Raw genomic sequence first — 22,697 nt, 5'->3', positions numbered from 1 at the left:
GACGTCCTACGCCGAAGGATCGCCGCCACGCGGTTGCTGATAAGCGTCCACATCATGCTGCTCCCCAGAGATAGCTCAACAGTCGATCGTCGCTGCCCTCGAGGTGCCGCAGAAGCAAAGCGACCACCGGCATTGGACCGTGACCTTTCAGCAGCCAATCGCGCGGTGAAGTCGATGTATTGTTGTTCCTACTGAGCTGAGGGTCCTCGAGTGTCATCAAGCCCCGCACAAGAGCAGGCGGTGCATTCCTTGGTATTGCGCTAACCACGGTCGCTAGGTGAGGGCTGATCGGGGATGCTTTATCTTCCGCGATCTCGAACTGCCAAGCGGGGACCAAAATCGCCTTATGGCCAAATGTCCAAATGTTGCGATCATCGACCAGTCGACGAACCTCCTGCTCGCTCTCACCAAGGAGAGCGGAGATCTCGTCGACCGAATACGCGGTCGCGGTGTCGAGGGCGCTCATCCTCACAGCAACTGCCACTATCTCCTCCCGGCGAAGAGGTCCGGACCCGCTGAAACTTCCTTGCAGGTCGGACGAGCCGAACCACTGGAGCATCAGTTCCCGGTGGATCGACGACAGCGTGGACGGGGTGCCATAGAGCCGAAGAAGCTCGGCGATGTCGGACAGCGCGCGAACGGGATCGAGTCCGAGGGCTTCAAGGGAGGCCGAAACCTCAGCGAGGGCGAGTGCGCGCGAGGGGCGACCGGGCCCGGAGTGCGGCGCGGGTGTCATGCTCACCAAAGTAGTATCCATTCGGATACTGCGCTAGGGGATCATCTTCGGCACATTCGCAGGGTGGATGTAACGGGAGAGCCGAACTTCCACGCGTTCCGCACAGCACTCGACAAGGTGCGCGTCGACGCGAACGTGAGTTACGAGCTGCTCGCGGAGCGAACCGGGCTTCACCGGCTGACCGTGCTGCGGATGTTGCGAGGCCTCCGTGGCGGATCGCTCGAATCTTGGTGGCGGATCGCGACTGCCCTTGATGCAGACTTCGCTCAGATGGTTCGGCTCCTCGACCGAGACTAAGGCTCTGAGGAGCCAACGCGCTGGCTTGCGGGTCTCTTCAGTGCCGTAGTAGTACGGCACTGGGCTCTCGCGTCGTTATTGGCGTCAAGGGCGGTCGAGCTTGACACCCCAGCAAAACGATGGGCACCGCCTCGTACGTGGTCGAGGGGCTCGGCAACAAGCCCTCGCTCGAGTCGTCGCCGCACGGTGCGGGTCGGCTGTTCTCGCGGAGCGCTGCCCGGCGGACCTTCACCCACGAGCAGCTGCGCGAGGCGATGACCGGCATCGAGTACCGCGACACCGACGCCTTCCTCGACGAGATCCCGGCGGCCTACAAGCCGATCGACCAGGTCATGGCGGACGCCGAGGACCTCGTGTCGATCCGGCACACCCTGCGGCAGGTCGTCAACGTGAAGGGCGACTGAGACGCGCCCACCAGCGGACGGGAGGCCCGTGGCGGCACCGCCACGGGCCTCCCGTCCGCCACGTGGCGGACCGCACGGCCCGGCGCGCCCCGGACAGGACGGCACGCGTCGGGCACGCTGGGCCGTGATGAGCGACACGGCGGAGCACGCAGCGAAGGAAACCGGACGACAGGTCCGGCGGGCGGCCGACAGCCGCTGGTTCGAGGTCACGGCACGCGCCGGGTTCGTCGGCAGCGGCATCGTCCACCTGCTGATCGGGTACCTGGCGATCCTGCTCGGGATCGGCAACGCGTCCTCCGGCGGCGAGACGGACCAGTCCGGTGCGCTGCAGCAGATCGCCGCGGTCCCCGGCGGGGTGTTCCTGCTCTGGCTGATCGCCGTCGGCACGGCCGCACTCACCGTGCGTCTGGTCGTCGAGGCGATCGTCGGTGGCCGTTCCGACACCACGCGGGGCTGGCTCGCCCGGCTGAAGGACGTCGCGAAGGCCGTGGTCTACGGCGTGATCGCCTACTCGGCGGCCTCGTACGCGCTCGGTGCCGGGTCGAGCTCGAGCAGCTCGTCGCAGAGTGCGGCGGCGAAGACCCTGGCGACACCGGGCGGGGTGTTCGTGCTGGTCCTGGCCGGGGCGATCGCGGTCGCGGTCGGCATCGGCCTCGTGGTGATCGGCTGCCGCCGGTCGTTCCGCAAGCAGATCACGCGACCGTCGGGCCAGCTCGACCGCGTGGTCACCGTGCTCGGCGTGGTCGGGTACGTCGGCAAGGGCGTCGCCGTGGTCATCGTGGGCGTGCTCATCGCCGTCGCGGGGCTGCAGAGCGACCCCGACCAGGCCACCGGCCTCGACGCCGCGTTCGACGCGGTGCGGAGCATGCCCGGTGGGGTGTTCGTCCTCGTCGCGATCGGCATCGGGTTCCTGGCCTTCGGCGTCTACAGCTTCTTCCGCGCGCGGTTCGCCCGCCTCTGACCCGCCGGCGCCGCCGCGCTACCCGCCGCACGCACGCCTGAACGGGCACGGACCGCCCCCGCGGTAGACGGGGTCGATGAGCACCAACGTCACGACCGGCCCCGCGACCGTCTTCGCCGACGCCCGAGCGGTCCTCGCCGAGAGCATCGTCTGGGACCCGTCCGCACAGCTGCTCCGGTGGGCCGACATCACCCTCGGCACCCTCAACACCGCCGAGGCCGACGGCACCGTGCGCTCGAGCGTGCCGCTGCCGCCCCCGTTGGCGAGCTTCCAGCCCCGGGCCTCCGGCGGGTTCGTCGCGGCCCTCGGCGACACCGTCGTGGTGACGGACGAGCAGGGAGCCGTGGAGCGTGAGGTCGCCCGCGTCACCCACAGCACCTCGGGCAACCGGTTCAACGAGGGCAAGTGCGACCCGTTCGGCCGGTTCCTGGTCGGCAGCATGAACGTGACGACCGGCGAGCCCGACGCAGCGCTCTACTCGATCGAGGCCGACGGCACGACCCGGGTGCTCCGCGGCGGCTTCGGCGTGACGAACGGCATGGAGTGGTCGGAGGACGGCAGCACGATGTACGTCACCGACACCAGCGCCTCGACCGTCTTCCGGGGGTCGTACGGCCCGGACGGCGAGCTCGGCGAACTCGAGCCGTTCATCGTCGGTCAGGCGCACGACGGCCTGGTCCGCGACGACCAGGGCTGCTTCTGGAGCGCGATCTACGGCGGGTCCCGCGTCGAGCGCTACGGGCCGGACGGCTCGCACCTGGAGACGGTGGAGCTCCCCGTCGCCAACCCGACGTCGGTGGCGTTCGGCGGCCCGGACATGTCGACGCTCTTCGTCGGGACGGCCCGCGAGAACCTCACCGAGCAGGACCTGGAGCAGGCGCCCCGGTCCGGCGCGGTCTTCGCGGTGCCGACGACGGTGCACGGGTTCCCCGCGAACACCTTCAGCGGCTGAGCACGTCGTCGCCGCCCGCGCGGACGGCGGCCGGGTATCCTGGGCGACCGCCCGACCGGAGGAGACCCACGTGGACGACGAACGCCAGGCACCGCGGCCGGACCCGGCCGGCGAGCTCGCCCAGGCCGAGGACGCTGACGTCACGGTGCAGGTGGACCGGGTCGCGGTCGACGGCACCTACGTCCGGGTGAGCTCGATCGGTGAGCCGGGCGAGCGGGCCTTCCTGCTCGTCGCGGGGCTCGGCATCGCCTCGACCTACTACGAGCGGCTCGCCCCGCACCTCAACGAGAACGGGCCGGTGCACGCGCTCGACCTGCCGGGCTTCGCCGGAGTCCCGCGGTTCCGCGGCAAGGTCTCGATCGAGCGCTACGCCGACGCGGTCGAGCGGGTCATCGACGACCTCGGGCTCCAGGACCCGGTCCTGGTCGGGCACTCGATGGGCACCCAGGTCGTCACCGAGGTCGCCGCCCGCCGTCCGGGGATCTCCGACCTCGTGCTCATCAGCCCGGTGGTCGACTCGTCGGCACGGACGGTGCGGCAGTCGGCGTTCCGGTTCCTGCGGTCGACGCTGCACGAGCCCGCCGCGGTCCGCTGGCACGGCATCACGGCGTACGCACTGTGCGGCTGGCACTGGTTCCGGAAGGTCCTGCCGCGGATGATCGCGTTCCCGATCGAGGAGCGCGCCGCCCACGTGCAGGCCCGCACCCTGATCGTCCGCGGTGAACACGACGCGATGGTGCCGCGGGACTGGGTCCGTCGGCTGGCGCGGGTGTTCCCGTACGCGGTCCTCCGCGAGGTCGTCGACGGCGCACACTCGGTCATGCACGCACAGGCCGACGCGGTCGCACGGCTCGCGGTGGCGCACGTCGACCACCGGATCCCCGACCGGGGCGTGTCGTCGCTGCAGCGGGTGCGCGACGACTCGACGTCGTCGGACCTGGCGCGGCTCAGCCCGGGGGACGCCTGGTTGCTGGTCAAGTCGCGGTTCATCGAGCTGTTCGGGATGGCCCGGAACGACGACGAGACGCTCGAGGCGGCCAAGTCCGCACACGCCGTCGCGATGGCGGACGGCGACGACCTGCCGGTCGACCCGGCGGATCGCCGGGCGGTCGTCGACGAGGTCGCGCCGGAGTCGAAGTAGCCAGCACCGTCGAAGCAGCGGGCGTCGCGATCTGCGGGCGACCGCCTGGAGGCCCGGTGCCGGTACGACGGACGGGCACCGGGCCTCCAGGCAGTCGCGACCACCGCGACGGGCGAGCGGTCAGGGCGTGATGCGGCCCGGCAGCATGTCGGGCGTCAGCGCGTTCGCCTCGGCGAGGACCTTGCGGGCCTCGTCGGTCTTGTCCCACACGTTCCAGAGCAGCACGCCCCGGACCGTGTCGTCGTCGTCCAGGTAGTAGACGACGCCGGTGACGGTGGGGTCCTGCCAGTCCTCGACCGTGCGGAGCTTCGAGCTGACCTGTCCGACGGCCTCGTACCCCATGTCGAAGACGTCGGAGTAGAACATCGGCGTGTGGTCGTAGGTCTCGTCGGCGTCCGCGAGGTTGCGGCCTGCCTGACGACCCTGCTGCTGGGCGTTGTCGACGTGCTCCACCCGGCGGGTGCCGAGGATCCGGTCCGGGTACTCGGCGACGTCACCGGCGGCGAACACCGAGTCGTCGTCGGTGAGCAGCGTCGAGGTCACCACGATGCCGTCGCGGACGGTGAGTCCGGCGTCGGCGGCGAGCTGCGTGGCGGGTTCGATGCCGAGTCCGGCGACGACCGCGTCGGCCTCGACCACGGACCCGTCGTCGAGCGTCAGTCGCACGCCGTCGGCCGTCTCGGTGCCCTCGGACACCCGACGACCGGTGCGGAGCTCGACGCCGTGGTCGACGAAGCGCTGCTGGAACGCCCGAGCCAGGTCGTCCGGGAACATCCGTCCGCCGACGACCTCGTCCGGGTCGACCAGCATGACGCGTGCACCGTTCTGCACGATCCCCGCCGTGATCTCCTGGCCGATGTACCCGCCGCCCACGACGGCGACGTGCGCTCCGGCGTCCGCGAGTTCGCGCAGCCGGCGGTAGTCCGACGCGCTGCGGTAGTCGAGCACGCGTGCCGACGGGGACAGCCCCGGCAGCCCCCGGGGCTTCCCGCCGGTCGCGAGCAGGAGCCGCTCGTAGCCGTGCGTCGCGCCGTCGGCCGTCGTGACGGTCTTCGCGGCACGGTCGATCGCGGTGACCGCGGTGCCCAGGACGAACTGCGCCCCGGTCTCCTCGGTGTGCAGGTCGACCTTGTCGTCCCAGCTGAAGTCCGGGTCGGTCCAGAGCTTCTTCGAGAGCGCGGGCCGGGCGTAGGGCCGGTCGACGTCCTCGCTGAGGATGCCGATCGACCCGTCGGTGTCGAGCTCGCGGATGCCACGGGCAGCAGCGTCGGCGACCATCCCGCCGCCGACGATGAGGTAGCGGAAGTCGGTCATGACGCCTCCTGGCGGTGCTGTGGTGCCACGATCAGATCGTGGCGACCGAGCCGGAGTCGACCCGGTAGTTGGCGCCGTTCACGAAGCTGGCCAGGTCCGAGCACAGGAAGGCCACCACGTTCGCGACCTCTTCCGGCTCGCCGCGGCGCTTGAGCTCCATGTACGGCCGCTCCTCTTCGAGGAAGCTGCCGATGGCCTCGTCGAACGAGGTCCCGCGCTGCTTGGCCCGCTTGTCCATCATCGCGTCCGTCATCGGCGTGTGGATGAACGCGGGGGAGACCGTGTTCACCAGCAGCCCCTCGGAGGCGTAGGAGCGCGACAGGCCCTTGGCGAACGAGAGCACCCCGGCCTTGGCGGCGCAGTAGGGCAGCTCGTCGTCGTACGGCTGCGAGGCGTCCTCGGACACCAGGTAGACGATGCGTCCCCAGCCGCCCTGGCGCAGGTCGCCGATGAACTCGCGGGTGATCCGCACCGGCCCCATCAGGTCGATGTCGATCGTCTCCACCCAGCCGGCCTCGTCGATCTCGTGGAACATGCCCTGGGCGCCGGTGACGCCCGAGGACTGCACCAGGATGTCGATCTCGCCGACCGCTTCACGCACCTTGTCGTGCAGGGAGGCGAGGCTCTCGGCGCTCCGGACGTCGGCGGCGAAGGCGTGCAGCTTGCCGAGCGGCGCCTCGAGCTGGTCCGCACTGGTGTCCAGACGGCTCTGGTCGATGTCGGTGACGACCACGGTCGCACCCTCTGCCAGGAGGATGCGCGCCGTGTTCCAGCCGATGCCGGAGTCGCCGCCGAAGACGAGTGCGGTCTTGCCCTGGATACCGAGGTCCACCCGGGCCCCTACGCGTGTGCCGACGCGTCGGCGACGGCAGGCGTGGTCGCGGAGGCCAGCGGGGTGCTGGGCGCGCGGTTCTCGGCGGAGACCATCCACGCGAGCTGCTCGAGGCGCTCGATGAAGCCGTGGAGCAGGTCCGCGGTCGTCGGGTCCTCGTCGTCGACCTCGTCGTGGACATCGCGCATGGTGCCGGTCGCCTGGTACAGCCGGAGCGTGACCTGGTCGATGGCGTCGTGCGTGGTGATCTCGCCCGAGGGGAACGCGTCGAGGTGGCTGCCCGCGGAGACGGTCGCCGAGCGGCCGTCCGGCACGAGGTACAGCGCACGCATGCGCTCGGCGGTGTCGTCGGCGAACTCACGAGCTGCGTCGACGATCTCGTCGAGCTGCAGGTGGAGGTCGCGGAAGTTGGTGCCCAGGATGTTCCAGTGGGCCTGCTTGCCCTGCAGGTGCAGGTCGATGAGGTCCACGAGGACCGCCTGGAGGTTCTTGGCCATCTTGTCCGAAGCGTGCATGGTTGTGGCTCCTTTCGCGTCGGTGTGACCGTTCCGGTCTACGCGGTGCCGCAGTGCACGCTCTCAGTGCGCTCGGAGGCAGCGTCCCCCGAGGTCGTCCGGTGCAGGGCTGCTCAGTGCGACGGCGCGGGGTCGACCTGGTCGACTGCGTCGCGCATCTGCTCCAGGAACCCGGCGACGATCCGCGCCTCGGACGCGGGGAGCCCCTCGGCGATCGACATCATCCGGCGGTGCATCACGCCGAGCGTGGCGCGGACCTCGTCGTCGGTCTCGGTCGTCGGCGTGATGACGAGGGCCCGGCGGTCGGTGGGGTGCGGGTCGCGGCGGACGTGGTTCGACTTGACCAGGCGGTCGATGAGGATGGTCGTCGAGGCCGACGAGATCTTGAGGTACGCGGCGAGGTCCTTCGGGCTCACGGCGGTGCCGGAGCGCTGCGCCTGCAGCAGGAAGCGCACGGCGAGCAGGTCGGTCTCGCCCATGCCCATCGAGTCACGGGTCCGGCGGCGCATGGCCGTCTCGGCGGATCGGTACCGGCGCAGGGCGTTCAGCACCGCGACCCCGCGTTGGGTCGCGTCGTCGTCCGGGAACCAGTACCCGGACGCCTCGGTGATCTCCTGCGTCGACATGGCGTTCAGGGTAACCCGTCTCGTATCTCGGCCGTCTAGTGAACTCCCGGGTTCTGCGGCGTCCGATGCGTCCGATGCGTCCGCACCGGACGGACAGGAGGCCCGTGGCGGGGTCGCCACGGGCCTCCTGTCCGATGGTTCGTCGCGTTACGCGGCTGCCTGCTCGTCCGTGCCGGCTGCGGCCTCGGCGAGCGCGGTGAGCGCGCCCTGCACGAGCGTCGTGACCTCGGCGTCCTCACGCGGGTGGGTCTCCGCGAAGCGGACGACCGACTGCGGGATGGCGACCTTGACGTCCTCCAGGACCTTCGCGCCGGCGATGCCGGCGGCCTTGCGGGCGTCGTCGTGGGCCCAGACGCCGCCGTACTGGCCGAACGCCGAGCCGATCACGGCGAGGGGCTTGCCGGACAGCGGCGAGGCACCGAACGGACGCGAACCCCAGTCGAGCGCGTTCTTCAGGACGGCGGGGATGGTGCCGTTGTACTCGGGGGTGATCAGCAGGACGGCGTCCGCGGTGGCGACGGCGTCGCGGAAGGCGACGGCAGCGGCGGGCGGGGTGTCGCCGTCGATGTCCTCGTTGTAGAACGGCAGGTCGACGATGCCGTCGAAGGTGTGCAGCTCGATGCCCTCCGGCGCGTGGTGCGCGGCGGCCTCGGCGAGCTTGCGGTTGATGGAGTCGGCGCGCAGGCTGCCGACGAGGACGAGGACGTTCGTCATGGAGCTCCTTCTGTTGCGGGATGCTGTTGCTGGACGGAAAGGTGTCAGCGACAACCAATGCGATCGTAGGGGGCGCTATTCCCAGCACCCTGGGTACGGTGGCGACGTGACCACGCTTCGGACCCCGGCCAGCACGCCACGAACCACCGACCCGACCTGGTGGCGCGATGCCGTCGTCTACCAGGTCTACCCGCGCAGCTTCGCCGACACGGACGGCGACGGGCTCGGGGACGTCGCGGGCATCACGAGCCGGGTGCCGTACCTGGCAGCGCTGGGCGTCGATGCCCTGTGGCTCTCCCCGTTCTTCCCGTCGCCGCTCGCCGACGGTGGTTACGACGTCGCCGACTACCGCGCCGTCGACCCGAAGCTCGGGTCCCTCGACGACCTGGACGCCCTGGTCAGGGCCGCCCACGAGCACGACCTCAAGGTCATCGTCGACATCGTGCCGAACCACACCTCGGTCCAGCACGAGTGGTTCCGGGCCGCGTTGGCGTCCGCGCCGGGGTCGGCCGAGCGTGCGCGGTACGTGTTCCGTGAGGGCTCGGGCGCCTCCGGGGAACTGCCGCCGAGCGACTGGGTGTCGAACTTCGGTGGCAGCGCGTGGACCCGAGTGCCCGACGGGCAGTGGTACCTGCACCTGTTCGCCCCCGAGCAGCCCGACCTGGACTGGTCGAACCCCGAGGTCCGCGCCGACTTCGAGGACACGCTGCGCTTCTGGTCCGACCGCGGTGTCGACGGGTTCCGCGTGGACGTCGCGCACGGGCTGGCGAAGGACCTGTCGACCCCGTACCGGCCGTCGAACGAGCAGGACCTGCCGCTCGACGGCTCCGACCCGCTGTACGACCGCGACGAGGTGCACGAGATCTTCGCCACCTGGCGCCGGGTGCTCGACGAGTACGACCCGCCCCGTGCCGCCGTCGCAGAGGCCTGGGCCCCGGCACCCCGCCGTGTCCTGTACGCCCGGCCGACGGAGCTCGGGCAGGCCTTCAACTTCGACCTGCTCGAGGCCCCGTTCGAGCCCGATGCGTTCCGTCGGATCATCGAGCGGAACCTGGCCGCCTCGGAGCAGTCCGGTGCCTCGAGCACCTGGGTGCTGTCGAACCACGACGTCGTGCGGCACCCCACCCGCTACGGCCTGCCGGACGGCACCGACACCGACGCCTGGCTCATGACCGACGGCACCTCGCCGGAGCTCGACCGTGCACGGGGGCTCCGTCGGGCCCGAGCGGCGACGATGCTGATGCTGGCGCTGCCCGGGTCGTCGTACGTCTACCAGGGCGAGGAACTCGGGCTGCACGAGGCCGCCGCGATCCCGCGCGACCTGCTGCAGGACCCGAAGTGGCTCCGCACCGGACACACCGTCAAGGGCCGGGACGGCTGCCGCGTACCGATCCCGTGGACGCGCTCCGGACCGTCGTTCGGCTTCGGGGACGTCGCACCGCACCTGCCGCAGCCGCAGGACTTCGGGGAGTCCTCGGTCGAGGCCGAGGACGGCGATCCCGAGTCGACCCTGTCGCTGTACCGCCGGGCGCTGGCCGCCCGCCGTCGCCTGCAGCAGGGGGAGGCGCTGACGTGGCTGGAGTCCGGCTCCGAGGTCGTGGCGTTCGCGCGGCACGACGGCTGGCGGTCGGTCACGAACTTCGGCACCGCGCCGGTGCCCCTGCCGGCCGGGACCGTCGTCGTCGCGTCCGGGCCGCTCGACGGGGTTGCACCGGGGCTGCTGCCGGGTGAGACGACGGTGTGGCTGGCCTGAGCGGTCCGCTCGCGTCGTTCGTCCTCCACAGCCGGGAGGCCCGTGGGGGCGTTCCACAGATCGTCTCGCCGCCGCCCGGGGGTGACGTCCCGGTCGCGAGCATCGGGGCATGACAGATCCCACTGCTCCAGCTCCAGCTCCTGCCCCAGCGCCTTCGCTCGACCGGCGGTCGTTCCGCTCGCGGGTCGTCCGCCGTCTCGCCGCGGCGTGCGCCACCCTGACCGCGCTCGGCGTGCTCGCGGCACCCGCGGTCCTGCCGTCCGGGTCGAGTGCGGCCGCCCTCGACTTCCCGTACGTCAACCAGTTCTCCAGTGCGTCCGGCGGTGCCCTGCACGGTGACGCCGCGGTGTCCGGCGGCCGACTGCGGCTCACCGACGACGTCCGGAACCAGGCGGGAGCGTGGTCGACGAACGACACGTTCCCGTCCGACACCGGGCTCGAGATCGAGTTCACGTACGCGATGCACACCGAGAAGGACGACCCCGGCGCCGACGGCCTGCTGCTGTACCTGGCCGACGGCGCTGCGGCGCAGGGCGTCGGGTCCTTCGGCGCCGGGCTCGGCTACGCCTGCCGGAAGGAAGCGACCGAGGGCGGTGGCCGGGAGTGCGACCTGCCGGGCGTCCCCGGGGGCTTCGCGGCCGTCGCGATCGACCACTACGGCAACTTCTCGTCACGCATCAACGGGTCCGGTCCCGGAGCGCAGCCCGACCACGTGGTGGTCCGGGGCTCCGGCAACGGGACCGAGGGCTACCGGTACGTCGCCGGTGCCGCAGCACCCGGTGGCACCGTGACGGCCGGATCCACGCCCCGGACGGTCCGGATCACCCTGCTGCCCGACGACGACGGCGGGCTCGCGGTCTCCGTCCGGCTGCAGGTCGGCTCGACCATGCGCACCGTGCTCGACTCGGTCCCGCTGCACGGCGACGGGCAGGCCGCGCTGCCGAGCACGCTGCGCCTCGGGTTCGCCGGGGCCACCGGCAGTCACGTCGACAAGCACGAGGTCGACGCGCTCCGGGTCTGGAAGCCGGCGGACCTGTCCGTCGAGCACGACCTGCCCGCGACCGCGACGGCGGGCGAACCGCTCCGCTACACCGTGACGGCGCGGAACCCCGGCCCGAACGCCGCCGACCCGAGTCCGCTCCAGGTCGACGTGCCCGACGGCGTCGAGGACGTCACCTGGACCTGCACGGCCGCGGACGGCTCCGCCTGTGCGACCGGGTCGGGCACCGGTGACGTCGCGACCGACCTGTCGTTGCCCCGAGGGGGTTCCGCCGTCGTCACGATCGAGGGCCGGGTGGCCGAGGGCACGTCCGGAGCGCTGGAGAGCGTTGCGACCATCGCCCCGCCGACCTCGTTGTCCGACACGAACGAGGCCGACAACGCCTCGCGGGCGACCACCACCGTCACGGCACCGGTGATCGCCGCCGACGTCGAGACGGACAAGTCGGTGTCGCCGTCGACGGTCCGGCCCGGTGACGAGGTCGAGTACCTCGTGACGGCCCGGAACCGGGGGCCGTCGGTGGCGCAGCAGGTCGGCGCGGTCGACGACCTGCCCCAGGCCATGCGGTTCGTGGGCTCCGAGGACGGGTGCACGGCCGAGGGGCAGCGGGTGACCTGCAGCTCCGACGTGTCGCTCGAGGTGGGCGAGACCCTGGACTTCCGGATCCGCGCCGAGCTCGACCCCGCGTACCAGGGGGACGGCTCCGACGTGGTGAACGTGGCGACGGCGACCTCGCCGACCGACGCGGACGGCGGCGACCCGTCCACCGGCGTCGCGATCGTCGTGGGCCCGGACGACGAGGGGCCCGCGCCGAGCCCCGTGCCGACGAGCGGTCCCGTGCCGACGACCGGGCCGGCTCCGGACGACGGGGACGCCGGCGGTGACGGTTCCGGTGGTGACGACGGTGACGGCGCCGGTGTCGACGACGGCGGCGGAGCCGGTGACCCCGCAGCCGACCGTCGGGCGGCTGCCCCCGTCGGAGCCCTCGCCTACACCGGCGCCGAAGGGCTCGGCCTCGCCGCGGCGCTCGCCGCCCTGGCCGCCGCCGCCGGGTCCGTGTGCTGGTGGCTCGCCCGACGTCGTGCTCGCCGGAACGCGCTGACCGACGACCCGCAGCAGCCCTGACACCGCCGGGACGGCACCCGACGGCGGTGTCGTCCCGGTGCACGGGTGTGGACGTCCACAGGGGGTCGAGTCCGCTCCGGTCGGGCGTCCACCCCACCGGCGGTAGGATCGGATCCACGATCCGCATGCCCGAAAGAGGTCTCGTGTCCGACACCGTGGACGACGCCACCACCGTGGAAGACGCGACCCAGCGCGCGCGGTACTGGCCGATCCCGATCCTACGGGCGGTCCCCGCAGCGGTCGTCGCGATGGTGATCACCTTCTCGACCAACCACGCCGCGGGCTACGGTCTCCTGCTGTTCGGCGGCTTCGCTCTGGTCGAGGGCCTCGTGCTCCTGTTCGCCGGGATCTCCCGACTGCCCCTCGACGGTCGATCGCGTCGCACGACCCTGCTGCAGGCCGTCATCACCCTGCTCGCTGCCGTCGCCGCGTTCGCGTGCAACGGGTTCGGGCTGCCGGCCTTCATCACGGTCATCGTCGCGTTCGCGGTGCTGACCGGGGCCCTCGAGCTGTCGCAGGGGCTCCGTGCCCGGCGACGCTCGCCCTTCGCTCGCGACTGGACCACGATCGGCGGCCTCACGCTGCTGCTCGCGGTCGCCTTCCTCGTCACGCCGCCGGACTACTCCCAGCAGCTCGGTGGCGTGGAGCAGGTCACCGGCACCCTCGACGCCTCGATCGTGCTCGTCGGCCTGCTCGGCGCGTACCTCGCCATCACGGCCGTCTTCCACGTGATCGCCGGCCTCTCGCACAAGTGGGGCACGGCCTCGCCGGCCGTCGCCCCGGACGGAGCACCACACGCATGACCACCCCCAGCCGTCGTGACCGTCTGCGCCCGGTCGAGCTCCTCGGGATCTCCGCGATCATCGCGGTGTTCACCGGGCTCGTCGTGCTGTTCTCGACGCGGGAACTGCAGCTGGCCGTGATCTTCCTCGGCGTCGCGTTCATCGTGGTCGTCGTCGTGCTCGCGATGCTGCAGCTCGCCTCGTCGAGCGAGCAGGACGACAACGACATGCTCGGCGGGCACAAGACGCCGGGCGAGGGCGACGGCGACGACTTCCACTGACGGCTGACGTCTGACAGCTGACAGCTGACGGCTGACGGCTGACGGCTGACGGCTCCGGGCGGACACGCCCGAGATCACGAATCCGCCACGGTCCTGTCAGGATCGCGGGTCCTGCCGACACCTCTGAGTGAAGGAGGTGGGATGTGGACGTGACGACCGGCACCGACACGGACGAAGGACTCGTCCGTGCGATGGCACAAGGGGACACCGGCGCGCTCGCCCGGGCGTTCGACCGGTACGCCGCCACCCTCACCCGCTACGCGTGGGCGCTCGTCGACGACCGGTCCGACGTCGAGGAGATCGTGCAGGACGCGTTCCTGACGCTCTGGCAGCGCGCCGCGACCCTCGAGCTGCCGGCGGACACGGTGCTGCCGTGGCTGCTCGTCGTGTGCCGCAACCACGCCTTCAACACCGGCCGCAAGCAGGCCCGGCGCCGCACGGACGAGCTCCCGGAGCACCTCGCCTCGCCCGCCGACCACGACGAGGCCCGCGAGACCCTGCGCTGGGTCCGTGCCGAGATCGCCGCGCTCCCGGACCTCGACCGCCGCATCTGCGAGCTCTGCCTCCTCGAGGGGCACTCGTACGCCGAGGCCGCCGAACTCCTCGGACTCACGGTCGGCGCGGTCACCCAGCGGGTGTCCCGCAACCGTCGACGACTCAAGAAGGTGGTGATGCACGATGAACACTGAGCCTCCGCAGGGAGACGACCTGCAGCGCATGCTCGTCTCGATGAAGCAGAACGTCCTCGAACGTGCCACCCCGCTCCCGAAGCGTCGTCGGGGCCGGTCCGGGATCGTCATCGGTGTCGTTGCGCTGCTCGCCGTCGGCACCGCGACCGGTGCGGTCGCCCTGACCCTGTCGCAGCAGAACGCCGACCCGGTCGCCGCTCCCACCCAGACCCAGCAGCCCGAGCCCGCGCCGTCCTCCACGACGCCGAGCTCCGCCCCGATCACGGGTGCCCCCGTCCCGAAGCCCACCCCGACGTCGACACCGACCGCCGCCGCGGCGACGATCCCGGCGACGTGCCGCGACATGGTCCCGGCAGAGGACTACACCCGGCTCTTCGGGGAGACTCCGCTGACCGAGATCTCGAAGGCGAAGGACGGCACGGCCGGCGGCGATGGTGAGGACGTCACCTGGGCGAACGGCGAGTCGAAGATCATCTGCACGTGGGCCGATCCCCGAGCCGACGTCAGTGGGCTCACCATGACCGTGGGAACTGCCGGGCCCGGGGCCGCGGACGTGCTCGCCACCAGTCCGCTGGAGTGCGAGGACCGCGACGGCGGGCGGGTGTGCCAGTCGTCCGTCCCGGCCGAGGCTGCCCCGGTGGACCAGGTCTCCACCTTCTTCCTGCGCGACGACACCTTCATCGTGATCCGGCAGGCGAACTTCCCGACGAACGGGCTGCTGGACGCCGTCGTCGGGGAGATCTGGGGGGACTGACGGCCCGGAGGCACGTGGCGGACCCGACCCGTGCCTCCAGTCCGTCGGTGGTCAGATCGTGAGCAGGAACGGTCGCCTCGCGCACCGCGACGCGACCGTTCCTGCTCACGAAGCACAGCGAGCGCGACCGCGTCACCCCACCCGCGCCGCCACGATGTCACGCGCCAGCGTCCGGACCGCGCGGCTCGGCTCCGGGGACGTCCGGACCGCCAGGCCGATGCGGAGCGGGTCGACCTCGTCCTCCAGGTCGAGCACCGCCCCGTCGTACCGCACCCCCGAGTCCGGCACGACCCCGACGCCGAGCCCGGCCGAGGCGAACCGGATCACGGCGGGCATGTCGTTCATCTCCGCGACGATGCGCCGACGGATGCCGAGCCGCTCGAGTGCCCCGTCGAGGATGATCCGGTTGCCGAACCCGTGCGCCGTGTCCACGAAGGGTTCGTCGGCGAGTTCGGCGAGCGACACCGACGACCGGCCGGCGAGCGGGTGGTCCGCCGCGGTGAACACCCGGAACGGCATCTCCCGCAACGGCTCCACGACGACCCCGGCGGGCACGGTGGGCAGGCCCGTGTAGGCGATGTCGAGCCGCCCGGCGACCAGGTCCTGCACGAGGCCGGTCGTCCCCGACGGCGACGTCATCAGCTCCACGGCGACGAGCGGGTGCTGCCGCCGGAACCGCTGCAGCACGCCCGTCAGGTCGACGATGTCCATGCTCGTGAAGATGCCGAGCCGCACCCGGCCCCGCAGGTCGGCGTCGTCGGCGGTGGCCAGGTCGCGCATCCGGTCGAGTGACTCGAGCACCGCGCGGGCGTGGGGGAGCAGGTCCTCGCCGGCGGGGGTCAGCACGAGCTGTCGGCCGGTGCGGTCGAAGAGCCGCACGCCGAAGCTGCGCTCGAGCGAGGCGATGCCCGCGGACACCGTGGACTGCGCGGCCCAGAGCCGTTCCGCCGCCCGGGTGATGCTGCCCTCGGCGGCGACGGTGACGAACTGTTCGAGCAGTCGGGTCTCCATCGTCCGAGTATCGAGCAGATCGATCGCGCACATCAAGCGCATCCGTTGGACTCGATGCACCGCGAGCGCGATCATCGGAGCATGTCAACCGTCACCGACACCCCGACGGGCACCGTCCCCGCCACCACCGCCGCTCCCGCATCCGCGAGCGACCGTGTCGTCGCCCCGCGCGGACGCCGTGTCCACACCCGTCGGCGCCACGGTTTCGGCTTCTGGGTCGTCGCCTTCGCGTTCCTCGCGGTGATGGCCTTCGCGACCGTCCCCGCACCCCTCTACGTCATCTACCAGGCCCGCGACGGCTTCCCGACCTTCACCACGACCGTGATCTTCGCGGCGTACGGGGTCGGGGTCGTCGGGTCGCTGTACCTGGCGGGACACCTCAGCGACGTGCACGGGCGGCGCCCGCTCATCCTGGTGTCGATCGCGCTCGAGCTGGTCGCCGCCGTGCTGTTCCTGCTCTGGAACGACGTCACCGGCCTCATCGTCGCCCGGCTCGTGACCGGCCTCGGCGTCGGGACGCTGACGGCGACCGCGACGGCGCACCTCGGTGAGCTCCGGGTCCGTGCCACCGGGTCGAGCGACTCCGCGAAGGGCGCGAGCGTCGCCGCCGGAGCCGTGAACCTCGGGGGGCTGTCGCTCGGCGCCCTGGTCGGCGGAGCACTCGCCGAGTTCGTCGGGCAGCCGCTCATGGTCCCCTACGTGGTGTTCGTGATCGCGCTGGCCGTCGCGTTCGTGCTCGTGCTGGCTGCACCGGAGACGGTCGACCGTCCCGAGCAGCCCGTGGCCTACCGCCCGCAGCGCATGCAGGCTCCCGAGGGGCAGGGTGCGGCGTTCTGGGCCGCCGGCGCAGCCGCGTTCGCCGCGCTCGCCGTGCAGGGCCTCTTCACCTCGGTCGCGCCGAGCTTCCTCGGCACCACGTTCCACGTCACCGACCGCCTGGCCGCCGGTGCCACGACCTTCGGGGTCTTCGCCGCGAGCGCGCTGTCGCAGATCGTCTTCGCCCGACTGTCGCAGCGTGCGCAGATCCGGCTCGGCATGCTGCTCCTGGTCGTCGGCCTGGTCGTCCTCGCCGTCGCCGCGGTCCTGCTGCAGGTCGCCGGGTTCATCGGCGGCGGGGTCGTCGCGGGAGCCGGCGTCGGCCTGCTGTTCCGCGCCGCGATCGGCAGCGCCGCAGCACTGGTCGGCCCGGAGCGCCGGGGCGGCGTGCTCGCCGCCACGTTCCTCATCGCCTACGCCGGGCTCACCGTGCCGGTCGTGGCCGTGGGGGCGGCGCTGCTGGTGATCCCGACGCTCCCCGTCCTGATCGGGTACGTGGTGCTCGTCGCCGTCCTGGCCGTCGTCGCCGGCACCCGGCTGGCCGCGCGCGCCTGACGTGTGGCGGGCCTCCCGTCCGCCCGGAACCAGGTTCCGGACACCGCACCACGCGATCGCGCGGTGCTGTGTCCGGAGCCTGGTTCCGTCGTGCGGTCGAACTCCCGGCATACTGGGCGCGTGCCCCGGAACCGCAACCGTCCCGTGCTCACCGGCGTCGCGGCCGTGGTGGCCGCCGGTCTCCTCGCCGGCGGGTTGTTCCTGACGGCACGGCAGGGCGCGGACGACCCGACCATCGGTGCCGGCTCGGCCTCACGGACGCCGAGCGACGCGCCGACCGCCGCCGGTGACGGCACCGTCACGATCACCCGCACCGGGCCGGACATGCCCGGCAGCACCGCGCTCGGCCGGTGCGACACCACGACCCAGGCGGCCGTCGCGCAGTACGAGACCGAGGCCCTGGGCCGCGTCACCCTGCAGTGCGGCACCGCTGCCCAGGGGTACGAGCACATCCGGGTGCGGCACACCGCCGACTGGCAGGACGTCGTCACCGGGCACGGCTCGCGCGACTGGGACGACGCCATGCTCACCGCGGTGCAGACGGCGCTCGAGGACCCGCGCCCCGGGTTCCCGCTCGACGCCGGCGACGGCAAGGTCTGCTACGCCGCACCCGTCCGGTTCGACGACGGTTCACGCCCCGACGACGAGCCCTGGGTCAAGGTGATCGTCTCGGCCACCACCGACCGGGTGATCACGGCGTACCCCACGCGCACCGACGACTGCTGACGCGGGCACCCGCGGACACCCGTTCTGCGACAGACCACGCGTCGATCACCTGGTGGATCGTCGCGAAGCCGAAGCGACCCCGACCGACGCGCACACGCCCGAGCGCGGACCCTACGCGTGCACCTCGTACTCGTGCCGCCGGTGTGACACCGGCTCCAACTGGAACGTCGAGTGCTCCACCGGCACGTCGAAGTGCTCCGCCACGCACCGCTGCAGCTCGTCGAGGATCGCCGGGGCGTGCGCCGTCGAGAAGCAGTGGTCGTCGACGACCACGTGCGCGGTCAGGTTCGGCACCCCGGTCGCGACGAGCGTGGCGTGCAGGTCGTGCACCGCGATGACGTGGTCGAGTTCGAGGATGTGACCACGCACGTCGTCCAGGTCGAGCCCCGGCGGCGTCGACTCGAGCAGCACGTTCGCGGTCTCGCGCAGCAGCCGGATCGCCCGCGGCAGGATGAGCAGACCGATCAGGATCGCGGCGACGGAGTCCGCCCGCTCCCACCCGGTCAGCATGAGCACGATCGCGGCGATGATGACGGCGACCGAGCCGAGGGTGTCGTTGAGGACCTCCAGTCGGGCGGCGCGCGAGGTGAACCCCTCGCCCGAGGCCCGCAGCAGCACCGCGTAGGCCACCAGGTTGCCGACGAGCCCGACGATGCCGAAGACGAGCAGCGGCCCGGAGTGGATCTCCTCCGGCACGAACAGCCGCTGCACCGCCGAGATGATCACGTAGACCCCGACTGCAAGCAGGATCGCGGCCTGCGCGGTGGCCCCGAGGACCTCGGCCCGCTGGAAGCCCCAGGTGCGCTGCGCGGTCGGGGACCGGCGGGCGAGCCGCGTCGCGACGAGCCCGATGCCGAGTCCGCCGGTGTCGACGACCATGTGCCCGGCATCGACGAGCAGCGCGAGCGAACCCGTGACCACGGCGCCCACGACCTCGGCGAGCAGGATGCCCGCCGAGATGCAGAACGCGATGAGCAGGGCGCGCTCCGAGGCGTGCCCGACGCCGTGCCCGTGGTCGTGTCCCATGTGCGACATCGTAGGGATCCGCACTGACGACATGCCAGGATCGAACCGTGAGCCGGTCGCCCTACGAGCTGTCCACACCGCCGGACGTGCTGGCCCGGCTGCACCCGCGGCTCCGCACGTACTTCGGCCCCGTCCCGCCCGGGCACGTCGGCCGCGGCGAGGGCGTCTTCGACATCGTCGGCACCCCACGTCGGTGGCTCTGGCCGGTGCTCGCGGTGTTCGCCCGCGATTCCGTCATGTTCCCGGTCTGGGAGCGGGACGTCCCGTTCACGGTCGAGAACCGGCCGGCTCGCGTCCGCCGCGGGTCAGGGGTCAGCCTGGAGGCCCGGGTCGCCGTCCGCGCGCACCGCACCTTCCGGTTCCGCTCCGGGAGCCGCACGATGGTGGACGCCATCACCGCCGAACCGGACGGCCTGGTCGACCACCTGGGTCGCCACGGGCGCGTCAGCGTCCGGCTCCGGGCGCAGGTCGACGCTGACGGCCCGGACGCGGGCGCCCTGCGCCTGGTCTCCACGCGCGTGACGTTCCGTGCGCTGGGACGCGATCTGCGCCTCCCGGCCGCCCTGAGCCCGCGTGTGACGCTGATGGAACGATTCGATGACGAAGCGGACCTCCAGCGCGTGTCCCTGGTGCTCTCGGCACCGGTGCTCGGCACGCTGTACCGGTACGAGGGGGCGTTCCGGTACGAGATCGCGCCGGACACAGAACGGGGATGAGATGAGCGACCAGAAGGGCCGCGTCGTGATCGCGGGAGCGAGCGGCTTCGTGGGGCGGTACCTGCGGGACGCCTTCACGGAAGAGGGGTACCGGGTCGTCACCATCGGCCGGACCGGCGACGCCGTGTGGGGCAACACCATGCGCATCCGGGAACTCGTCGACGGCGCTGCGATGGTCGTGAACATGGCGGGCAAGAGCGTCAACTGCCGCTACGGCCGACGCAACCGTGCGGAGATCATGCGCTCGCGGGTGGACACCACGCTCGAGCTCGCCGAGGCCATCCGGACGTCCGAGCACCCGACGCCGCTGTGGATGAACGCCTCGACCGCGACGATCTACCGGCACGCCGACGACCGACCGCAGGACGAAGCGACGGGGGAGATCGGCGAGGGGTTCTCGGTCTCCGTCGCCCGCGCGTGGGAGGACGCCTTCTTCGGCGCCGACCTGCCCGGCACCCGTCGTGTGGCGCTGCGGATGGCGATCGTGTTCGGCGACGGCAGCGCCCTGCTGCCGCTCCTCCGGCTCGCGCAGGCCGGCCTCGGCGGGCCGCAGTACGACGGGCCGTGGGTGCCGACGCGCTCCCGGCTCCGCGCCGGCACGTACCACCACCACCGGCCCACGCACGGTCGGCAGCGCTTCAGCTGGGTGCACATCGCCGACGTCCTCGGGTCGATCCGGTTCCTCCGCGACCACCCGGAGATCGAGGGGTCGGTGAACATCTCGAGCCCGAACCCGTCCGACAACCGCACCGTGATGGCGACCCTCCGCGACGCCGTCGGGCGCCGGTTCGGGGTGCCGACCTGGCGGTGGATGCTCGAGCTCGGGTCGTTCGCGATCCGCACCGAGACCGAACTCGTGCTGAAGAGCCGGTGGGTGGTGCCGACCCGGTTGACCCAGGCGGGCTACGAGTTCCGGTACCCGCACCTGCGCGGGGCGCTCGCCGGGATCATCGCGGAGCGTCGCCAGCACCGGGGCTGAGCGCCGGGTCGAGGTCGCGCGGACTGCCGCTCGCGAGCGGTCCGGGCGGCACGTCGTGCGACCTCGGCGACACGGCAGCGGCACGTCGTGCGACCTCGTCGGCGAGGCCCGGTCGCGGCCCGCGGTCCCGCGCCGGTCGCGACGACCACAGCACGGCGGCCACGACGACCGCGCCGGCGAGCACCTCGACCAGGTCGGGCACCTCGCCGAAGGCCGCCCACGACGCGAGCACCCCGACCACGGGCACGAGCATCGAGAACGGCGCGACCGTGCTCGAGGGGTAGGCCGCCAGCAGCCGCGACCAGATGCCGTAGCCCACCAGGGTCGCGACGACCACGATGTAGAGCAGGCCGAGGTCGGCGGGCAGCGCGGCCGCCGTGAACGCGGTGCCGAGTGCGGTGCCGATGCGGTCCGGGCCCTCGACCACGAGCGACAGCACGACCATCGGGACCGGCGGCACGACCGACCACCACAGGGTCAGGTGCAGCGGGTTCGCGGCTCCCGCCCGCCGGGTCGCGACGTTGCCGATCGCCCACCCGAGCGCACCGCACAGTGCGAGCACGACGGGCAGCAGCGCAGCGGTCTGGGAACGGTGCAGGGCGATCGCGGCGAGGGCGGCCACGGCGACGGTGACCCCGACGACCTGCCGGCCGGTCAGCCGCTCGCGCAGGAACACCCCGGCCAGCACCACCGTGAACGGCGCGGAGGCCTGCAGCACGAGCGAGGCCAGCCCCGACGGCATGCCGGACGCCATGCTGAGGTACAGGAACGAGAACTGCAGCACGCCGAGCCCGAGGCCGACGAGCAGCAGCCGGCCGAACGGGATCCGCGGCCGCGGCACGAACAGCAGCGTCGGGACCGCCAGGATCGTGAACCGCAGCGCTGCGAGCAGGAACGGTGGGAAGTGCTCGAGCGCGAGTGCCGTCGCGGGGAAGTTCAGTCCCCAGACCACGGCGACGACGACGGCGAGGAGACGATCTCGGGTGGTCATGCTCCTCATCGTTCCGGGCACGACGTTGTAGGTCCATCGAAACCTTCGCGAACCACGATGTAGGGTCCCTGCATGGTCGACTTCGACGTGCAGCTGCTGGCGGTCCTGCGGGAGCTCGCCGAGCGCGGCAGCGTCACGGCCGTCGCCGAGGCCACCCACCGCACACCGAGCGCCGTCTCCCAGCAGCTGCAGACGCTGCAGCGGCAGGTCGGCGTCCCGCTGGTCGAACGCGTCGGGCGCGGGGTCCGGCTGACCCCGCACGGCGAAGTGCTCGCGGGCCTGGCATCCGGGGTCGCGACCGCCATCGCCCGGGTGGACGCCGCCTGGCAGGAGCACCTCGGCGGCACGACCGGACCGGTGTCGCTGGCGATCTTCCCGTCGGCGGCGGAACTGCTGCTGCCCGGCGTGCTCACCCGGATGCAGGCGCACCCGGGCATCGCGCTGACCCTGGTGGACGTGGACGTCAGCGAGGGGGAGTTCGCACCGCTCGCGGCCGACCACGACGTGGTCGTCGGGCACCGGTCGGACGGCGTCCGCCCGGCGGACCAGGGATCGGTCGACACCGTGCCGCTGCTCCGCGAACCCCTCGACGTGGCCCTGCCGCCCGGGCACGCCCTGGCCGGCCGCGCACGCGTGGGCATCGACGAGGTCGTCGGGGAACGCTGGATCGGCGTGCCGGAGGGCTACCCGATCGACCGGGTGCTGCACGCGATGGCTGCGGCGACGGACACCCCGCCGAGTGTCGCGTTCCGGACGATCCACCTGCCGGTCATCGAGAACCTGGTGGCGGGCGGCCACGGCATCGCACTCGTCCCGCGGTACACGTCGGGCACGCGGGCCGCCGGGCGCTTCCACCTGGCGGAGCTCGCCGACGTCCGTGCCGGACGCCGCATCGAGGCACTGGTCCGCCCCGACCGTGCCGTCCGTCCCGTGGTGCGCACCGTCCTGGAGGCGCTGGTCGCCGTCGCCCTGGACGTCACCACCTGAGACGGTGGCGCCCA

General features: G+C 72.0%; 23 protein-coding genes and 1 pseudogene. 15 read left to right on the top strand and 9 right to left on the bottom strand.

What is annotated here, in order from left to right:
• Nucleotides 1-52 precede the first annotated feature (52 nt).
• The gene (locus DEJ04_RS18155; RefSeq protein WP_146248629.1) at nucleotides 53-742 is read right to left on the bottom strand and encodes a hypothetical protein; all 690 of its coding nucleotides are present in this window, start codon (nucleotides 740-742) and stop codon (nucleotides 53-55) included.
• A 407-nt stretch (nucleotides 743-1,149) separates the two neighbouring features.
• On the opposite strand from DEJ04_RS18155, the pseudogene DEJ04_RS03450 reads away from it, so the two are divergent.
• The 4 genes and pseudogenes from DEJ04_RS03450 to DEJ04_RS03435 form a co-directional block, all read left to right on the top strand.
• Nucleotides 1,150-1,437 (top strand): annotated as a pseudogene (locus tag DEJ04_RS03450) (RtcB family protein); the annotation flags it as partial.
• A 127-nt stretch (nucleotides 1,438-1,564) separates the two neighbouring features.
• Nucleotides 1,565-2,398, top strand: a complete 834-nt coding sequence (locus DEJ04_RS03445; RefSeq protein WP_111039758.1) for a DUF1206 domain-containing protein — start codon at nucleotides 1,565-1,567, stop codon at nucleotides 2,396-2,398.
• A gap of 76 nt (nucleotides 2,399-2,474) precedes the next feature.
• Entirely contained in the window at nucleotides 2,475-3,350 is an 876-nt protein-coding gene (locus tag DEJ04_RS03440; RefSeq protein ID WP_111046252.1) for an SMP-30/gluconolactonase/LRE family protein, read from the top strand.
• Nucleotides 3,351-3,420: 70 nt separating this feature from the next.
• Nucleotides 3,421-4,491: an alpha/beta fold hydrolase gene (locus DEJ04_RS03435; RefSeq protein ID WP_111039756.1), complete on the top strand. Its 1,071-nt coding sequence runs from the start codon at nucleotides 3,421-3,423 to the stop codon at nucleotides 4,489-4,491.
• Between the two features lie 120 nt (nucleotides 4,492-4,611).
• Here DEJ04_RS03435 and DEJ04_RS03430 read toward each other — a convergent pair whose 3' ends face one another.
• From DEJ04_RS03430 to DEJ04_RS03410, 5 genes are all read right to left on the bottom strand, one after another.
• Nucleotides 4,612-5,805: an NAD(P)/FAD-dependent oxidoreductase gene (locus tag DEJ04_RS03430; protein WP_111046251.1), complete on the bottom strand. Its 1,194-nt coding sequence runs from the start codon at nucleotides 5,803-5,805 to the stop codon at nucleotides 4,612-4,614.
• Nucleotides 5,806-5,836: 31 nt separating this feature from the next.
• Nucleotides 5,837-6,637, bottom strand: coding sequence for an SDR family NAD(P)-dependent oxidoreductase (locus tag DEJ04_RS03425; protein WP_111046250.1), 801 nt, complete (start codon nucleotides 6,635-6,637; stop codon nucleotides 5,837-5,839).
• An 8-nt stretch (nucleotides 6,638-6,645) separates the two neighbouring features.
• Nucleotides 6,646-7,152, bottom strand: coding sequence for a Dps family protein (locus DEJ04_RS03420; protein ID WP_071404882.1), 507 nt, complete (start codon nucleotides 7,150-7,152; stop codon nucleotides 6,646-6,648).
• Between the two features lie 113 nt (nucleotides 7,153-7,265).
• Nucleotides 7,266-7,778: a MarR family winged helix-turn-helix transcriptional regulator gene (locus tag DEJ04_RS03415; RefSeq protein WP_111024711.1), complete on the bottom strand. Its 513-nt coding sequence runs from the start codon at nucleotides 7,776-7,778 to the stop codon at nucleotides 7,266-7,268.
• Nucleotides 7,779-7,925: 147 nt separating this feature from the next.
• The gene (locus DEJ04_RS03410; protein ID WP_027464982.1) at nucleotides 7,926-8,492 is read right to left on the bottom strand and encodes an NADPH-dependent FMN reductase; all 567 of its coding nucleotides are present in this window, start codon (nucleotides 8,490-8,492) and stop codon (nucleotides 7,926-7,928) included.
• A gap of 106 nt (nucleotides 8,493-8,598) precedes the next feature.
• On the opposite strand from DEJ04_RS03410, the gene DEJ04_RS03405 reads away from it, so the two are divergent.
• The 6 genes from DEJ04_RS03405 (at nucleotide 8,599) to DEJ04_RS03380 (ending at nucleotide 14,876) form a co-directional block, all read left to right on the top strand.
• On the top strand, nucleotides 8,599-10,245 hold the full coding sequence (locus DEJ04_RS03405) for a glycoside hydrolase family 13 protein (RefSeq protein ID WP_111046249.1): 1,647 nt from the start codon (nucleotides 8,599-8,601) through the stop codon (nucleotides 10,243-10,245).
• 109 nt (nucleotides 10,246-10,354) lie between these two features.
• Complete coding sequence (locus tag DEJ04_RS03400) at nucleotides 10,355-12,370, top strand: DUF11 domain-containing protein (RefSeq protein ID WP_111046248.1); 2,016 nt, start codon at nucleotides 10,355-10,357, stop codon at nucleotides 12,368-12,370.
• 125 nt (nucleotides 12,371-12,495) lie between these two features.
• A complete protein-coding gene (locus tag DEJ04_RS03395; protein ID WP_146248628.1) occupies nucleotides 12,496-13,173 on the top strand; it encodes a DUF308 domain-containing protein in 678 nt (225 codons plus the stop codon).
• The gene (locus DEJ04_RS03390) at nucleotides 13,170-13,433 is read left to right on the top strand and encodes a hypothetical protein (RefSeq protein WP_071404886.1); all 264 of its coding nucleotides are present in this window, start codon (nucleotides 13,170-13,172) and stop codon (nucleotides 13,431-13,433) included. Before DEJ04_RS03395 ends, DEJ04_RS03390 begins: the two co-directional genes overlap by 4 nt.
• A 149-nt stretch (nucleotides 13,434-13,582) precedes the next feature.
• Complete coding sequence (locus tag DEJ04_RS03385; protein ID WP_017886488.1) at nucleotides 13,583-14,122, top strand: RNA polymerase sigma factor; 540 nt, start codon at nucleotides 13,583-13,585, stop codon at nucleotides 14,120-14,122.
• Nucleotides 14,112-14,876, top strand: coding sequence for a hypothetical protein (locus tag DEJ04_RS03380; RefSeq protein ID WP_146245113.1), 765 nt, complete (start codon nucleotides 14,112-14,114; stop codon nucleotides 14,874-14,876). The genes DEJ04_RS03385 and DEJ04_RS03380 overlap by 11 nt, the downstream gene beginning before the upstream one ends.
• Nucleotides 14,877-15,008: 132 nt before the next feature.
• Here the strand turns inward: DEJ04_RS03380 and DEJ04_RS03375 are convergent, their stop codons facing one another.
• Nucleotides 15,009-15,887 carry a LysR family transcriptional regulator gene (locus DEJ04_RS03375; RefSeq protein ID WP_181437720.1) on the bottom strand — a complete coding sequence of 293 codons (879 nt, stop codon included), beginning with the start codon at nucleotides 15,885-15,887 and terminating at the stop codon, nucleotides 15,009-15,011.
• 81 nt (nucleotides 15,888-15,968) lie between these two features.
• Here DEJ04_RS03375 and DEJ04_RS03370 point away from each other — a divergent pair, with 81 nt between their 5' ends.
• Nucleotides 15,969-17,258: an MFS transporter gene (locus DEJ04_RS03370; protein ID WP_111046244.1), complete on the top strand. Its 1,290-nt coding sequence runs from the start codon at nucleotides 15,969-15,971 to the stop codon at nucleotides 17,256-17,258.
• Nucleotides 17,259-17,378: 120 nt separating this feature from the next.
• Nucleotides 17,379-17,984, top strand: a complete 606-nt coding sequence (locus DEJ04_RS03365) for a hypothetical protein (RefSeq protein ID WP_111046243.1) — start codon at nucleotides 17,379-17,381, stop codon at nucleotides 17,982-17,984.
• A gap of 111 nt (nucleotides 17,985-18,095) precedes the next feature.
• On the opposite strand, the gene DEJ04_RS03360 is transcribed toward DEJ04_RS03365, so the two are convergent.
• Nucleotides 18,096-19,010, bottom strand: coding sequence for a cation diffusion facilitator family transporter (locus DEJ04_RS03360; RefSeq protein WP_111046242.1), 915 nt, complete (start codon nucleotides 19,008-19,010; stop codon nucleotides 18,096-18,098).
• 47 nt (nucleotides 19,011-19,057) lie between these two features.
• On the opposite strand from DEJ04_RS03360, the gene DEJ04_RS03355 reads away from it, so the two are divergent.
• Nucleotides 19,058-19,726 carry a DUF4166 domain-containing protein gene (locus DEJ04_RS03355; protein WP_111046241.1) on the top strand — a complete coding sequence of 223 codons (669 nt, stop codon included), beginning with the start codon at nucleotides 19,058-19,060 and terminating at the stop codon, nucleotides 19,724-19,726.
• A 1-nt stretch (nucleotide 19,727) separates the two neighbouring features.
• Nucleotides 19,728-20,705, top strand: coding sequence for an epimerase (locus DEJ04_RS03350; RefSeq protein WP_111046240.1), 978 nt, complete (start codon nucleotides 19,728-19,730; stop codon nucleotides 20,703-20,705).
• Here DEJ04_RS03350 and DEJ04_RS03345 read toward each other — a convergent pair.
• Nucleotides 20,674-21,696 carry an EamA family transporter gene (locus DEJ04_RS03345; protein WP_258371295.1) on the bottom strand — a complete coding sequence of 341 codons (1,023 nt, stop codon included), beginning with the start codon at nucleotides 21,694-21,696 and terminating at the stop codon, nucleotides 20,674-20,676. The two genes, DEJ04_RS03350 and DEJ04_RS03345, sit on opposite strands and share 32 nt — an antisense overlap.
• A 72-nt stretch (nucleotides 21,697-21,768) precedes the next feature.
• On the opposite strand from DEJ04_RS03345, the gene DEJ04_RS03340 reads away from it, so the two are divergent.
• Nucleotides 21,769-22,683 (top strand): LysR family transcriptional regulator, encoded by a 915-nt coding sequence (locus tag DEJ04_RS03340; protein WP_017886480.1) that lies wholly within the window; start codon nucleotides 21,769-21,771, stop codon nucleotides 22,681-22,683.
• Nucleotides 22,684-22,697 lie beyond the last annotated feature (14 nt).

Origin of the sequence: Curtobacterium sp. MCLR17_044, from assembly GCF_003234435.1 — a bacterium.
GTDB lineage: Bacteria > Actinomycetota > Actinomycetes > Actinomycetales > Microbacteriaceae > Curtobacterium > Curtobacterium flaccumfaciens.
This window is presented reverse-complemented; position numbering and strand designations above follow the sequence as displayed.